We start from the raw sequence: 16313 nt of genomic DNA on the forward strand, positions 1-16313 counted from the left end.
TTTTTTCAAAGTATAAACCAAGCTGTTTAAAAAATATGCAACTATAGAGATTACGTGTAAAGTAATGATGTTCAAAGTGATTTATTGAAGTATTGGATAAGTATTCGACTAAATATTTCCGTTTATTTAAAAAACAAATAGATAAAGAAGGAATAGAAGGAAAACAACCATGACACTCAATACCGTCTTAAAAAATTTACACCCGATAATGCGACAAAAAGTACAAAATTTGATTACGCATCTGACACAAAAAAATGTTCCGATTACACTCGTTGAAGGATATCGAACGCCAGTTCAGCAAAAAGAGCTGCACGATCAAGGAGCCCCCGAAAAACCTTGGATGTCCCTGTTCCAATATGGTGTTGCCTGCAAATTTGCATTATCTGTTACAAATGATAGCGCGCAGGGCGAGAACGCTGACAATAGCAATTACTGGGGGCAATTTACTGAATTTGCCAAAGCTGAAGGTCTCGAAACCAGTGATTCTGATAAATCCCAACTGCAACTTCCTAATATGAATGTGAAAACATTAATTAAGGGACAGTATCCCGAAGGGGGAGATGAAAGTTGGGCAAATAACCTAGAGCTTCATATCACTTATTGGACTGACTATCCTAAGCCACCTGTACCAACGATAGGCGACGCACCTATTTCGCATTTAAGTGAACGGGATGAGAAATCCACCCAATAAAGAGCTGCAATCCACAGTAGACTGAAGTCGGCAGAGTTTGCGCGTTTTTCGTGTTTTATCGCTAACTTATGCCGCTAACTTATGCCGCAAACTAGCCGTTAATGGAACGCCCACACAAATGATTTCGCTAGCCTTTATTTATCGATTGTCCCGCGTTTTAATTAGTTACTCATCATTAGCTACTTAGAGACTAATCTTTCATTTGACCACGAAGCAGATTGGCACTATTGGTGACACTGGCAATAGTGCCTAGTACGCCAGCCATGGAAGCTGCAATGATGTAAATAGATTCGCCTGAGGTCAGCGCGATACCTCCAATAATTAAAATAATAATGACTCCCAACGGCAGTCGATAGCTTTTCCACAAACCTTCTTCACCGTGTTTAACCAATTGGTTTAGAGTCGCGTTAGTTTCTGCATGCAAGATGAAATGGCTAAAGCTACGATTAATAACATCGATATTGCCTTTGCGCACAGTAATCAGACCGTTAAGGGCAAGATGTTCAATCATTTGGGTATTTGCAGGGTTTAGTTTTTGACGTTTAGCCAAATTAAGCAGAGCGAGTTTCTCAGCGCTGGAGCAAGATTCCCATTTGAAGCGGTATAATGCCTCTGCATTAAGCAATATGTAATTGATGGTACTCCAGCGGCTTTCAATGTTGAGTTGTTCATCTCGTTTCCATATGTGCGCCCAAGATTCTAGTTGTTCTGATTGTTCAACTTCTTGTTGTAAAAATTGTAACTCTGGAAATGCATCCACTTCTTCCTTCAACATTTGCCAATCAATGCCTTGTTTAAAGCTTTCAGGAATTACCACAATGAAGTCCATTAAACATTCTGCCCAAGAAAGGTATTCGGCATGATCCAATACGCTGCTTTGTTCTAGCATTAAGGGGTCTTTCATTTTGACCCGTTGCAAGCTGTGAAAACCAGTGTAAATGGTAAAGCTATCTAATTGACCGGATAACGTCAGTGATTTAATCTCCATGATTAAGTCGAGCAACAATTGTCTAAATTCACCTTTTTCTAAGCAGGTTTCAATGTCCCAAATTTCAACCGCGATCTTCTTAGGATCTTGATTGATAATATTCAGTTTTAAATTCGGTAAAAAGCTACTTTGTTCACTGAATTTTTGTAAACAGGGACTGAGCGAAAATAATTTTTCAAATCCTGCTAAAAGATGGTTTGCTTGCATGTCGTTTGCAGCAACCGCCGACTTAAGATTCATGCTGCGTAACAGAAGTGACAAGCCAATGCCGTTTAATTTTATCGTGTCACATTCAATTTTTAAGTTGTGACTGCGTTGTTCAAAATGCAATGTCTGCACTGAACTTGTCATTCTATTGATATGCTGCAAAAAACGCTCAGGGCAATACAGACGATTCCACAATAATTGGGTGTTGAATCTAAACCATGCCCAAATAATCACAGCAAATAGCGCAGTGTAAAATACAATTGAGCTGATCAGCCCGCCCGGCATTTTATGGGAATAGCTTCGAAAATCAGAGTCGGGTTGATAGCTGGCTGCAAGTTCTCTATCGAGAATATAAATATTTATCCATTGCCATAAATAGGTGGCGCCAAAAACAGAACTCAAACTAGGGTAATCGTCTGGGTGGATTTGCGCAGAGTGATTCTGACAATCCCCATCTTTACGGGTCAAACGTGCTCGCCACTTTGGATCTAAGGGCAGTAAATTAGTGGGCGTAATTCGAGTTGAAGTAATAGAGTTGGGGTAGCGACTTAAGCCAATTGAATTGACTTCCTGTCTTTCGTAATTAAGCCAATTACAAGCCAGTTGTTGATAGTGAAAATCTAACGTTTTTTCTGGTGTGCTAGCCGTTTTTTGTAGATATAAAAAGTGAATCCCTACCGCGATAAGAACCGCAATAATGAGTCGTTTGGAGCCACGTTTCGCTGAATCCAAAGTGCAATCGTTCAATTCTTTGTATGGAAAACAAAAATGATTGTAACAACCGCGATATACCAAGATAGTCGCAATCAGTAAACCTACCACAGGTAACCAAAGTGACCAATTCAAGCCATTCCCATGGCTGAACAGCGTGTCGATATTATGCCCTAAGAAGTAAAGACAATAACTTGTGCTAAAGAGCACCGAGCTGACCAACATGACTAACCTAACATTGAGTTTGGCAGGTAATTTGAGCTTTTCTTTTAAGGTACTTGTCCAAACAAAATGGCGTACCGAATATATTCCTATCACCATCAAACCAATGATGACTGCAAATGTGGTCATCACATAAAGAAATTGGTTCGTCATGAAAGTCTGCAAACTATCATTTGGATAAAATACGACTATTGCCCATTTGTCTATCACCGTACTGGAAAGAGCAAATCGACCACTTTGTCCGTGATAGGTACCTTCAATGAGTTCCCTGCCTAATTCAGGATAATGGTCTAAGCCAGCTTTGAGCCATTTACTCAGTGCAGAGCGGTTATCACCAGAGAAATACAAATTTTCCACTAATGAGCGACTAGAATCATTATGAAATATAACGTCACCAGTGCTGCGATCTACCACCATGTAATTAAAATCGTATGGGGGAGATTGTCCCAGTGACATTGAAGGTAATAATACATCTGCGGCCAAAATGTAATCATAGGTTTTGTCACTATCAGCAGACGAAATTGGCATTGAGATTGTAGTACCACGAGTGCCATTAGTGACATTTAATAAACGCTGAATATATACATTCTTAAACGGGCCGGAAGGCGCATTTTTTTCTGAGGGTTGAATATCAAGATTAGATTGATTTGGGGACTCATTATTTTTAATCGCAGAGGGGATCCTGTCAATATCCCAACCTTTTTGATCTCTGACTTTTTTATAATAGTTTCGGTGCGACAAATTAAAGGTTGCCGGTAGTGCGTTACTCTCTTGAAAGTTCAGAGAAGGAAGCACTGAGTTACCTTCTTTGTTGATCGCGAATGCCGATAATATGGTATGCGATTGATCTTGAATAAAATCAGGAGTAACCGAGGTGTTTAACGATTTCTCTGCAGTTAAGTCAAGTAGTTGATTATTAGAATAGAAATCCAATATGACATGATCGGCTTTGTTAGATCTATACGCATTCAACATCACATTTATCGCGTGATCATCGAATGTTACTTTTAGAAAATTGGGGTTTTCGGGGGCAACCGAGCAGTTATACGTTATCGGATAAGTCTTATTGGGGGTACTTGCACTACCTGGTAACCAATATGCTGGGCGGCCTTCAACACAGGGTGTTGCATTAAGACTTAAAATTGCTTTTTTCATGGATAAGTTGAAGGCTTCTAGATCTTCACTTTTGTAATTATCATAAGGTTGTGAATTTTCGGAAAATAACGAAAGTGTCGCTAACATCTCGCCATAAAACGTTTTGTATTGTTCTAAGCGGCTGAACACATGATTAATATCTTTACGCAGTTTTTGATCTAAATAATTAGCGTATTCTGAGGCTATTTGATCTTTTTCTAATTGTAATAAAGACTTCTGCATGTAACCTAAAGTTAAGGCTAAAATTACGATAAAAAAAGCATAACTCGATACAACGGTTAATGAGCGGTATGAGCGAGTAATAGATTGGTTTTTGGGCAGTAAATATAAACGTAGAAGACACCACATGAACAATAAACTGACCAGCGTGACAACCAGCAAAGAAAGGTTCCAATCATTGTTTTCTCGGTTGCTAAGTTTACTCTGTGGTAGCAGTCCAACTAAATATAGTTTGTCCAGTTCTACCATTTTATTCTGTGCACCGTCTTCTGAGGTTTCTGACAGTTTTTTTAATGGAATTTCCAGCGCGAATGGAAATACAAATACGCGGAAATCACCATAGGATATTTTCATGTCCACATGATTGCTGTAGCTTGGAAGGGGCGGGTTAGTGTCGCTTGCTGCCGATTTTTGAGATTCACTAAAATTAAATTGGAATTGTTTGTTTTTTTGTTGGATTTGTTGATTGATACTACGTAATTCTACGATGGAGATTGTGCTTTCATCACCGACGGTAGCAATGACTTTCCCTTCTTTATCAGCGAATAAATATTTGCTAAATCCTTTTTTCGGATTTGGAAGAATGTCTTCAAAAGATAATTCCGCTTCGAACTTTTGATTATTAGCGTCTAGATCAGTACTAACGAGCAGAGTTTGCCCCGCAATTGAATATTTAAACCCATCCGCTTTCAAAAGGTTTTGTTCCGAATTGGCTTTTCGGGTATAACTCGGGAGTAGGGACCGGATGGAGGAAACACCTTCTTTAAATCGGTGCATACTATCCAGTTTATTTAAATTTTCTTTAAATTCATTGGAAGCTTCGTAAAGCACTCTATAATAATCATGATTAGCGGTACGATCTTTTTGATTTAACAGAGCGTAATAACCCAGTGCTGCAAAGATCAGCAGAATCAAAACACCGTACACCCAGGTTTTTTTATTGGGGACGGCAATAGTAGATTTCACAGTTTCCAGTGGCATAATATTTTTCCCTAATAGGATAATTAAGCTATCAAACTGTGTATTTTGCAAGCTAAATGGCTAAATTTTGTTCATTTGGCTTGCTGTGAATGAATTTTGGCGATGTAAAAAGGAAAACCTGATGCCTGAACTATCTACGGATGAATTTATCACTATTAGTAAATTACAGCCTGAAGCGCGTTTCGATTATGCGTTGTCTAAAATGATAGAAAACAAAGAGTTGTGGGGGCTGTTCGGGGAAAATGGTTGGCTATTGCTGCAAGCTGAAGAAGATGCGTGCATGCCAATTTGGCCCAGTGAATCCTTCGCTAAAGCGTGGGAGAAAAATGATTTTCCTGACTGTAAGCCAAAACAAATACTTTTAGATGATTGGTTACAGCAGTGGTTACCAGGAATGGAAAAAAACGGAACTTTGATACTGGTATTTCCGCTGAGTGAGGATGAAGAGGGCATCATGCTTGAAGCAAAAGAACTGACAGAGTGTTTTGCCGAACTAATGGAATAATCCTATTTGCTAATGGCCACATATATATTTCTGTCCAACTAGCATCAATTGCGGACATCACCCACAAAAAATAGTTAGGTGATGTCCAGTCGATTTTACAGATATCAACAGATTAAATGCCCCTATGAAAGATACTTCTCTACGTCATTTGTTTCCATTTTTTCAACATCCAGCGAATGCGGATTTAGTCTATTTTGATAATGCGGCAACTACTCAGAAACCGCAAAACGTGCTGACCAGTATTCAAGATTATTATCTGTTTAAAAATGCCAATGTACATAGGTCGTCATTTTCCTTAGCCAATCAAACCACGGCTGAGTTTGAGGATGCCAGAGGCTATGTTCAGCAGTTCATCGGCGCACAAAAAAAACAGCAAATAGTATTTACCAAAGGCGCAACTGAAAGTATCAACTTGGTTGCTAAATCATTGTCAGAAAGGGACTTTCCCTCTGGTGGACGGATTCTTCTGTCGGCCACAGAACATCACGCCAATATTGTTCCTTGGCAAATCTTAGCAAAAAAGAAAAACTTGCAAATCGACATTATTCCAATTGATGAGTTGGGTGTTTGGGAGCTCGAAAAGGGCCTGGCACTGCTTACCAATAATACGTGTATTGTGGCGCTGGCTTTAGTTTCGAATGCGCTAGGTAGCATTCAGCCTGTTGAGCCCTTTTTACGCAAAGCTAAAGCTGTAAACGCCATTTCTTTAGTCGATGCTGCACAAGCCATCGCCCATCTACCCATTGACGTGAACAACTTAGATTGTGATTTTTTAGTGTTTAGTGGTCATAAGGCGTTTGCTCCAACCGGCACGGGCGTACTTTATGGCAAACAGAGTGCACTGGAGAGTCTTCCGGTATTCTTAACTGGCGGAGAGATGGTTAAAAATGTTGAATTCAATACGGCGACTTACCAAGCTAGCCCGTTAAAATTTGAGGCTGGCACACCGCATATTGAAGGCATACTCGCGTTAAAAGAAGCATTACATTTTATTGATGTTAACCGTGCGCAAATCATTCAACACGAAGCCGCTTTAATCAAGTATTTGCTCGACAAAATTCAAAATCTATCCGGGGTGACTATTTATGGCGACCCTGTAAACCGAATTGCTACATTGTCTTTTACTGTGCAAGGTCATGATAGTCAGGACATTGGTATTGTTCTGGCTGAAAAAGGCATTGCGGTTAGAGTAGGGCATCATTGTGCAATGCCATTGATGAAGGCATTGAACATCTTAGGAACCATTAGAGTTTCGTTAAGTTGTTACAATACCTTTGCTGAAATCGACTTTTTTGTGGCCCAGTTAAGCAGCGCTATTCAGCAATTAGGCTTCACAGGTTCAGCAAAATCTGCTGCCTTTGATAAAACCACTGATACTGCCAATCGCCAAGTTGATAATCTGGTGTTGAACATTCCAACACATAATTTGGTGTTGGCGGATAGTATTAAGTCGGCACGGGGATGGGATCAGGTTTTTCGGCAAATTATGTTGGCGGGGAAGTCCCTCAAACGCTTAGCTGAGGATAAAAAAACAGCTGATTCTGAAGTGTTTGGCTGTGAGTCTCAGGTATGGTTGTTGTGTAAAACTACATCGCCAAATCGCTTAGCATTTGAAGTGGATGCCAGCAGTAAAATAGTCCGTGGCTTGTTAGCGATTATTTTAGAACCGATTCAAAACCAAACCGCTGAATTTGTTTCAGCATTTGATTACAAATTATATTTGTCTGATATACAGTTAGACAAACATCTTAGTGAAACCCGCGGTAACGGTCTTGCTGCGGTAATTGAGAAAATCCAACATTATGCCAATCAAAATAGGTAAATGTTCGATTTAGTTGTGGCTAGCAATTCTAAAGCCTGATGATAGGAAACATATGTCTCAAGAAAATGAAGTCAAATTACTTGCTCGAAATCTAACTGAATCAGATTTTGACGTACTCAAAGTCATAATGAACAAGGTATACCCAAATTTGGGCGGCTCCATCACCAAAAAACGCTATTTGGCGATGTTAAAAATCTTCAGAGACGGGCAAATCTGTATTGAAGATGATGGCAAAGTGGTTGCCGCCGCTTTTTCAGTTATCGTTGATTATGATAAATTTGGTGACGAGCACACCTATGACGAAATTACCGGTAATTCCTATTTAACAACCCATGATCCCAATGGTGATGTGTTGTACGGTATTGAAGTTTTTGTCGATCCTGAATACCGCAACTTGCGACTGGGCAGAAGGCTTTACGAGGCTCGCAAGGAGCTGTGTCAAAGTTTGAATCTGCGCGCCATTATATTAGGTGGACGGATTCCCAATTATAAAAATCATAGTCATGAACTTTCGCCACAAAAATACATAGAAGCAGTAAAGCGCAGAGATCTCTACGACCCGATTTTGACCTTTCAATTGTCGAATGACTTTGAAGTTAAGCGCGTACTACGTGGATACATGCCTGAAGACAAAGAGTCTGAAGGATATGCAACGCTATTAGAGTGGTTCAATATTTATTATGAACCGAAAAAGCGCAAACTGTTTGGTCACCAAAAAGATTCTGTTCGTATTGGCTGTGTGCAATGGCAGATGCGTGAAATGGAAAGTGTCGGGGAGTTGCTGCAACAATTTGAGTACTTTGTGGATGCGTTGTCTGATTACCGTTGCGATGTTGCTCTGTTCCCTGAGTTTTTCAATGCTCCGCTTATGGGGCTTGGCGACCAGAGTTCTTCAATCGAAGCAATTAAACATCTATCTACCTATACCGAAGAAATCGTGAATGCGGTTTCGCATATGGCGGTGAGCTACAACATTAATATTATTGCCGGTTCTATGCCGCTAATTGAAGAGGATTTGTTGTACAACGTAGCCTACATTTGCAAACGAGACGGAACCATAGAGTCTCAATATAAATTGCACCCCACACCTTCTGAGAAAAAAGATTGGGCAATGGAAGGCGGAGATCGCCTTACTTTATTTGAGACAGATTTTGGTCGCATTGGTGTACTTATATGCTATGACGTTGAATTTCCGGAACTTGCACGTTTGCTTAGTGAAGAAGAGATGCAGATTCTATTTGTACCCTTTTGGACAGATACAAAAAATGGCTATCTGCGAGTGAAGCGTTGTGCGCAAGCACGTGCTATAGAAAATGAATGTTATGTGGCTATCGCCGGCAGTATCGGAAACTTGCCCAAAGTGGACAACGTGGATATTCAGTACGGACAAACAGCGGTATTTTCTCCGTCTGACTTTGCCTTCCCCCATGATGCAGTGATGGCCGAAACCACGCCAAATACCGAAATGACGTTAATCGTTGACGTGGATTTGGATAAATTACAAATTTTACAAAATACCGGCTCAGTGCGTAACTTTTTAGATAAAAGACGAGACCTTTATCGGATTGAATGGTTGGGTGAAAAAAGCATCGTCAAACAGGTTAAATAACTCAGTCGATTATAGTTCATAGGTCACTTTGGATTGGCGTTTTTCGCTTCTATCCATTGTGACATATATTGGGTACTTTTATGGGAATGGTGTTGTAACATCATCCCAGTAAAATTATCTAATCTGAGTTGTGCCAGATGTGTCAGGCAGTAGTCGACTCTTTCTAGTAACTGCTGTTGGATCACTTGCAAATTGAAACGTTGCGCGAGTAATTGATATCCATAGTCAGAAGCAAGTTGCCATTGTTTGGCATCTTGATATAAAGCAACGGCTTGATCCGCTATCTCTTGCGGATCATCTGCAATCGCCCCTGGCCACATTGATGAGTCATTCATCCCTTGACTCCCAATGCTGGTTGTCACTGATGGTGTGCCTGTCCACATGGCATCAGCTAACTTGCCTTTCAAACCCGCACCGAAACGCAGTGGCGCTATGCACACTCTGCTTTGTTGCAATACTGAAAACGCATCTTCGGCCCATCCATCCACATAAAAGCCGCTCTTTGGGTTGTGTAAATCAGTGGCTTTAGGTGGCGGATATGCACCGTAGACATGTAACTGGGCAGACGGAATTTGTTTGCGAATTAATGGCCAAATTGTTTGCTTAAGATATAAAACCGCATCCCAATTTGGCGCGTGACGAAAATTTCCAATGCTTACGAAATGTTGTCGCTGGCTAAACTCGACCGGAGATCTCTTCAGTTGTTTAATATCCAGCATAAAAGGACAATAATGCAATAACGCTGAAGGCACGCTAAATTGCTGTTGTAAAACATTCATTTCATACTCTGAAATAATCAAACTTAGGTCACATCGATATATCGCGGCAATTTCACGCATCGCCATATCACTTTTTAAATCTGATTCAGATACTTGCCGCGATTGTTTATGGGCTTTATGACGGGCATCACGTAAAAAGTGTAAATCCTCTGTATCCAAAATACGCAATGCATTGGGACAATTTTGCGCAACACGCCAAGAGAATTGTTCTTCCATCATAAAACGGTCAAATAGAACGATTTGCGGATTTAAGTTGGCAACAAACTGATCAAAAGAGCTGTGATTCAACTCGATGCTGGCTTCTTCAATCCCCAATTCAGTTAGATCGATCTTGTGTTCAGTTTGAATTGCAGGACTTGCAAAGCACACTTGATAACCGGCAGCTATAAATGACTTTAATAAGCTCAACATGTGTTTTCCTGCAGCAGAAGAGTTTGGTTCTGGCCACACGTAACCAATGGCCAATAGCTGTTTAGGTAATTTTTCTGCTTGCTGAGTCATCTAAGTATCAATTTTGGGCATGTCAATGGAGGTCGTGGATGATAACCCTATGCAGTAAAGTGGGAAAGACTTAAGATAGCTTAAAGTTTAAATAATGGAACATATAATGGCGAAACATTTAGTCTTTGGAGCTGGACTTATTGGCAGCTATTTAGGCGCTAGTTTACTGCACAAAAACCAAAATGTGACGTTTTTGGCTCGATCACACAGCGTAAACAAATTATCTAAAGGAATCATTTTAACGGACTATTTAGAGCACCGGGTGGAAGTTAACAACATTACATTCTTATTACCTGGTTCAGAAACAGAGCATAGTTTTGATATTATCTGGTTAACCGTAAAATGCACCGCTGTGGAGGCCGCTTTAGCGCAATTGCAATTACTGGTTAATCATCAGACAACCATTATCTGCTGTCAAAATGGCTTGGGATCAGAGAGCGCGATTAAAACAGCCTTTCCTAATAACCGAGTGTTAAGAGCTATGGTACCGTTCAATGTGGTGGAGATAGCCGATGGCCATTTTCATCGAGGTTCAGAAGGCAGATTGACTATTGAAAGCTGTATTGATGATCGCAACTTTACTGAGCAGTTAATTGCCAGTATAGATTCGCCGATTTTAGCGTTTTCTATGTGTACTCAAATGACTTGGTTATTATGGGCCAAGTTACAATTAAATTTAGGGAATAGTGTCAATGCATTAGCCAATATTCCAGTGAAACACATGTTGCAACAGCGAAAATATAGATTGGTTATAGCGCAAATGATGCGTGAATTACTTTTGGTTACCGATGCAAAAGGGATAGTGTTACCTAAAGTGACCTCCGTTTCTGCCCATTCTCTTCCCTTTGTTTTGAGTTTACCGGATTTTATATTCAAAATAGTTGCTAATCGCATGTTAGCTATTGATGAAAATGTCAGAACATCAATGTGGTGGGATATCTCAAATGGAAAGCAAACGGAAATTGATTATTTAAATGGGGCAATAGTTGAGGAAGGGGCCAAATTAGGAATTGCCGCGCCAGTGAATAAAAAGGTAATAGAACTGATCTACCAGTTAACTAACAATCCACAAACGATAACAGAATCAATGTCGGCGGTAGAGTTGTACAATACAACCATGAAATCATGCTAAATTGGTTTTGGGATTATTTTTATCCTAAATTGTGAATAATAGTTCCACCTTTTAGGCAAATTTTGTTAAGTTAACTACACTAATTACCATAAGGTTTAACGGAGTTTTAATGATGCACGCGTTGGATTATGCTTCTGAAGCAAAAGACATTTTTGTATTACCTGATTCAGTGCTTCAGATAAAAAGACTGATCGATGATGACGCTAGTGGTATGGATGACATTGCGAGCGTGATAAATTTCGACCCTGCGTTAACAGTACAAATTTTAAAAATAGCCAATAGTGCACTTTACAAATTTCCTAATAAAATCGAAACAGTGTCTAAAGCCATTCAAGTCATTGGTACTAACTCCGTTTATGACTTAGTGGTTGCGTGCAGTATATGCCGAACCTTTACACAGTTAGATTCTTCGGTAATTGATTTAGAGCGTTTTTGGGAAAATGCTGTTTGTTGCGCTTTGTTATGTAAGTATTTTGCAGAACGTAAAAAACTGAAAGAGTCTGAAAGATTATTTGTTTCTGGTCTACTACATAATGTGGGTGAGCTGGTTATGGTCAGATTCAACCCCGAAATTGCTAAAAAGTGCGCGCAAATTAACGAAACTGAAACCCCACTTGAGCTACAGTTAAAGTTATTAGGCGGTGCAACTTACGCGGATATTGGCTCTACACTAGTAAGAATGTGGGGAATACCTGATGCGATCGTTACGCCCATCAGTAAACAGCACTATAGCCAACATGAAGTCTCGGATGTTGAACAGCAAATTATGCAATTAAGCTATATTCTGGCTCTCGATAATTGTAATCCAGAAATTTATTCTGGACACGCTAACCTCGAAGTTGAGTTATATGAAAACTTAGGTTTAGAAGATAGTGACTTAGATGCTGCTTTAAGCCATGTGGGTATGCAGAGTCTTAGCGTCCTTGCTATGTTTAGTCCTGCGTCTGCGGCTATTGTGTGAGCGGCTTAAATCTTTAGTCGAAAATACCCACTGTTTGGCGACTAATGGCAATTAACTGGCCGCTTTGATCCCATACATTCCCTTCAGTATGAGCATAACCGTCTGCCGCTTGTCTGGTGATGGCTTTAAAAGCAAACCAATCCGCAGGTGAAAAATCTTGATGTGGATGAATGAATTCAATGTTCCAACTCATTGTGCTTGATGGCGCAGGTAACCGGAGCATTTGCAGGATAGTCGGCGGCCACGCATCAATCAAACTGATTAAGTGCGCATCGGTTATTTCTACAGGCGGTTTTTTGAATCGCATCCAGCCGCTAATTTCGCTTTTTTTGCTGCCCATAAATGGCATTCTGCCTTCCACAATTGACAGATCATAAAAACGCATAAACTTAGGTGTTATCTTAGGAATCTGCGGTAAAAACATGCCTTTTTTGGGAATTTCCATAGTGTGGGTATCGTTGTTTTTCACAACTATTTTTGAGGTTCTGGCTACTCCAAAACAGACTTGGCAAGTCACGCAAGTTTTTCCATCTTGGACAATTCGACCTAATGCTTGTGTTGCATTTTTACCCTGACGTAAAATTTCAACAACTATTTCGAAAGTCGTATCCACAAGTAAAGGACCAACAAAATTGCAATTAAAGGAGCGCATAACTCTGTCATCGTCAATTTTTACCTTTATCGCTGCATAAAGTATAGATGCGGATAATCCTCCAAATACAGTGCGTCCTTGACCCCATTCCTTTGGAATGGTCATTGTTGGTTGTTTGTTAGCATCTAGGCTGTGCTCTTTGGCCTGCGCTAATAACTCATCTAATGTCATATATTTGATCCCCTAAAAGAGATGCTTTTATAACTGTAAGCTGGTCGGATGTCCAGTTGGGTTTTGAATCATTTTATCGATCATGATGTAACCCAGAGGTGATTTAAAGTTTCTCTTGTTCGAAGCTCGCGAATCAACTGATCTATCAATCTCTATGATGATAATTATTTTATTTACAAATAGTTAACAGGTTTGCTTGTTATTTTTAACGAATGGTCATTAGTATGAATACAGTTTGAATGATAACTGGGAGTTTACATGTCGAATAACGCTAAAAATGGTCCTGACGTAGTTGCGTCGCAAGAGCCTGTCAGCAACAAATACAGAATGTATGTTTTGGTCATATTGACCTTAGTTTATGCGTTTAACTTTATCGATAGACAAATTATCGGTATTTTATCTCCGATGATAAAAGCCGATCTGGGATTAGATGATGCGCAGTTAGGTTGGTTGAAAGGAATTTATTTTGCTTTGTTGTATACGTTTGTCGGGATTCCAATTGCATGGTTGGCCGATAAATATAGCCGAGTGAATATAGTTGCAATTTCTTTGACCCTTTGGAGCGGGTTTACCGCATTGTCTGGTCTTGCAACCAGTTACTTTCAACTTGCATTGGCACGCATAGGGGTTGGAATTGGCGAGGCGGGCGGTAGTCCTCCTTCACACTCTATGATCTCTGATTTATTTCCTAAGGATAAACGTGCAGGTGCCCTAGCGTTCTATTCATTGGGGATTCCTTTTGGTGTTATGTTGGCGTTTTTTGCTACTGCCTTTCTTATCAAAGGGGGAAGTGCGGATTGGCGTTTAGTTATGATCAGTGTTGGCTTGCCAGGGGTCGTATTGGCGTTACTGCTGAAGTTTACGGTTAAAGAACCGGTACGCGGAGGAGATAACAGTAATGCAGATATGGAGACTGTGCCATTTAAACAGGCTATTAAAACCTTGCTCACTATCCCTTCGTGGTGGGGGATGTGTATTGGTATTTCTTTTGGGTCTTTTGGCAATTACGCAATTTCTACGTGGATAATCGATTTTTTTGTTCGCGCACATCCTGATTTCAGTTTCTTTAATTTACTTATTTTTATGGGTATCAGTAATGGTACTGCCTACGCTGCGGGAGTTTGGCTTGGTGGAGCATTAGTTGATAAATTAGGTAAGAAAAGTAAAAAAGCTTACGGTTTAGTGCCCGCTGGCATGTTGCTGATTGGAACGCCCGCATTGTTTATGGCATTGCAGGTTGGCAGTCCAATCTTGTCACTCATTTTATTGACCGTATTACTGTTTACAAGTGGAGCATATCTGGGGCCATCATTTGCCTTAGCGCAAACATTAGCACCAGTAAGAGTAAGGGCAATGTCAACAGCATTATTCTTCTTTGTGCTGAATATTATAGCGTTAGGCGGAGGACCAACGTTTATTGGTATTCTTAGTAACATGTTGAGTGAGTCACATGGTGAAGTGGAATCCTTAAGGTTGGCACTGAGTTGGTTAGTTGTCCCTTATCTTTTATCTATTTTGGCATTTTATTGGACTTCAAGACGAGTCAATAGAGATTGGGAAAATGCCGAGCAAAGAAACGGATAAAAAAATGCCGCTCCGGGGAGGAGCGGCTATTACCATCAAGGGATGGGAAAGTACCACTAAGTATCAAAGGAAATGGTTAGTTTCTAAATTGGATAGTCCAATTCGGTTAATCAGTTGAACTTGCAAGCTGGTTGTCGACTGATTTAGACGACAATATTTTAACTTGTTCTAAATTTGTGGGTTCTAGCAGCTGTTTGCCATTACAGGTTGTCACAGCAAAGTGTTGTGACAATAATGCAGAGCTATTATCCGTAGCGGTTAATTGTGTTGCCTTAACCGCTAATTTCTGATTGTTTGCTTGTTTACAAACCGTTTCCATAGAAACGCTAATTGATGCATTTGCAAAAGTGGTAATACCTAAACTTGCAATGCTGGTTAACAAAAGAAGTTTTATTTGTGCCTTCATTTTGACCTCAATTAATTTGGTTTGTTTTTTAACGTGGGTTGAGTTTGGTACAGTGGAGCGCACAAATAAATCTGCTTAGTAATACTTAGGTATTTAAAGTGATACCCTAAGTTCTTAGTATAAAGTGGTGAAAAACAGAAATGATAGTTGTCTACAAAATGGCAATTTCGACTTAAATTAAAATGAAAGCTAATATAAAAATGAAAACGAATTCTAAAATACATTTTGCCCATGCTAATGGCTTTCCCGCTGGAAGTTATCGTGTTTTGTTGGACTCTCTTAGTAGCCAACATCAGGTGATTGCGATAGATAAATTGGCCCATAATCCCAATTTTCCGGTTGATTTTGGTTGGCAAAACCAGGTCGCTGAGCTCGTCGAATTTTTGCATGAAAAGCAGGCTGAACCTTGTTATTTAGTTGGCCATTCGTTTGGTGCAGTAGTGTCATTTTTAACTGCTTGCCAGCATCCGAAACTGGTTAAAGGACTGGTGTTACTTGACCCTCCGCTAATTACTGGCTTGACTAGCCTATTATTTAAAAGTGTACGTAGATTGGGTCTTGCTGACAGATTATCACCAGCTAAACAAGCAATGAATAGATGTACTACCTGGTCTAAAGATACGGATGTTGAGAGTTACTTTAAAGGCAAAGCATTATTTAAAGATATGCATCCAGAATGCATTGCCGATTACGTGAGTTCTGCCGTTAAAGAAACGCCGGACGCGTTTAAATTGGATTTTGATCATCGTATTGAAGCGAATATTTTTAGAACAATTCCATTGAATATGGGTCGTTACAAATTACCTGAAAACTTGCCAGCAATGATTATTACCGGTGAAAAAACCAAAGTGTGTAAGGAGAGGTTAATTGCGCCCTTTATTAAAAAGAATAAACTTGAACACTTAGTAGTGAAAGAAGGGGGGCACATGTTTCCCCTTGAGCAACCAAACTTGGTTGCAGGGTTGATAAACCAAAAAATTGCTCAGTGGGAGTCGATGACAGAAGTAGTTTGAGTAT

General features: G+C 39.9%; 12 protein-coding genes. 8 read left to right on the forward strand and 4 right to left on the reverse strand.

Going from position 1 to position 16313, the window contains the following annotated elements:
* The first annotated feature begins 169 nt into the window (after positions 1-169).
* Positions 170-691 carry a hypothetical protein gene (locus tag VUI23_RS09210; protein ID WP_342807972.1) on the forward strand — a complete coding sequence of 174 codons (522 nt, stop codon included), beginning with the start codon at positions 170-172 and terminating at the stop codon, positions 689-691.
* 190 nt (positions 692-881) lie between these two features.
* On the opposite strand, the gene VUI23_RS09215 is transcribed toward VUI23_RS09210, so the two are convergent.
* On the reverse strand, positions 882-5174 hold the full coding sequence (locus VUI23_RS09215) for a hypothetical protein (protein ID WP_342807974.1): 4293 nt from the start codon (positions 5172-5174) through the stop codon (positions 882-884).
* Positions 5175-5295: 121 nt separating this feature from the next.
* Here VUI23_RS09215 and VUI23_RS09220 point away from each other — a divergent pair, with 121 nt between their 5' ends.
* From VUI23_RS09220 to VUI23_RS09230, 3 genes are all read left to right on the forward strand, one after another.
* Entirely contained in the window at positions 5296-5679 is a 384-nt protein-coding gene (locus VUI23_RS09220; RefSeq protein WP_216047273.1) for a DUF2750 domain-containing protein, read from the forward strand.
* A 124-nt stretch (positions 5680-5803) separates the two neighbouring features.
* Complete coding sequence (locus VUI23_RS09225; protein WP_303501120.1) at positions 5804-7501, forward strand: aminotransferase class V-fold PLP-dependent enzyme; 1698 nt, start codon at positions 5804-5806, stop codon at positions 7499-7501.
* 52 nt (positions 7502-7553) lie between these two features.
* On the forward strand, positions 7554-9110 hold the full coding sequence (locus VUI23_RS09230) for a bifunctional GNAT family N-acetyltransferase/carbon-nitrogen hydrolase family protein (protein ID WP_216047271.1): 1557 nt from the start codon (positions 7554-7556) through the stop codon (positions 9108-9110).
* Between the two features lie 23 nt (positions 9111-9133).
* Here VUI23_RS09230 and VUI23_RS09235 read toward each other — a convergent pair whose 3' ends face one another.
* Complete coding sequence (locus VUI23_RS09235) at positions 9134-10390, reverse strand: glycosyltransferase (RefSeq protein ID WP_303501123.1); 1257 nt, start codon at positions 10388-10390, stop codon at positions 9134-9136.
* Between the two features lie 106 nt (positions 10391-10496).
* Here VUI23_RS09235 and VUI23_RS09240 point away from each other — a divergent pair, with 106 nt between their 5' ends.
* Positions 10497-11522, forward strand: a complete 1026-nt coding sequence (locus VUI23_RS09240) for a 2-dehydropantoate 2-reductase (protein WP_342807976.1) — start codon at positions 10497-10499, stop codon at positions 11520-11522.
* Positions 11523-11631: 109 nt separating this feature from the next.
* Positions 11632-12483 (forward strand): HDOD domain-containing protein, encoded by an 852-nt coding sequence (locus tag VUI23_RS09245; protein ID WP_342807978.1) that lies wholly within the window; start codon positions 11632-11634, stop codon positions 12481-12483.
* A gap of 13 nt (positions 12484-12496) precedes the next feature.
* On the opposite strand, the gene VUI23_RS09250 is transcribed toward VUI23_RS09245, so the two are convergent.
* Complete coding sequence (locus VUI23_RS09250; RefSeq protein ID WP_216047269.1) at positions 12497-13306, reverse strand: thioesterase family protein; 810 nt, start codon at positions 13304-13306, stop codon at positions 12497-12499.
* A gap of 258 nt (positions 13307-13564) precedes the next feature.
* On the opposite strand from VUI23_RS09250, the gene VUI23_RS09255 reads away from it, so the two are divergent.
* Positions 13565-14890: an MFS transporter gene (locus tag VUI23_RS09255; RefSeq protein ID WP_342807980.1), complete on the forward strand. Its 1326-nt coding sequence runs from the start codon at positions 13565-13567 to the stop codon at positions 14888-14890.
* A gap of 106 nt (positions 14891-14996) precedes the next feature.
* On the opposite strand, the gene VUI23_RS09260 is transcribed toward VUI23_RS09255, so the two are convergent.
* Entirely contained in the window at positions 14997-15359 is a 363-nt protein-coding gene (locus tag VUI23_RS09260; protein ID WP_342807982.1) for a hypothetical protein, read from the reverse strand.
* A 137-nt stretch (positions 15360-15496) separates the two neighbouring features.
* Here VUI23_RS09260 and VUI23_RS09265 point away from each other — a divergent pair, with 137 nt between their 5' ends.
* Positions 15497-16309 carry an alpha/beta hydrolase gene (locus tag VUI23_RS09265; protein WP_342807984.1) on the forward strand — a complete coding sequence of 271 codons (813 nt, stop codon included), beginning with the start codon at positions 15497-15499 and terminating at the stop codon, positions 16307-16309.
* The last annotated feature ends 4 nt before the right edge of the window (positions 16310-16313 follow it).

It is taken from the genome of Alteromonas sp. M12, from assembly GCF_037478005.1.
Classification (GTDB): domain Bacteria; phylum Pseudomonadota; class Gammaproteobacteria; order Enterobacterales; family Alteromonadaceae; genus Aliiglaciecola; species Aliiglaciecola lipolytica_A.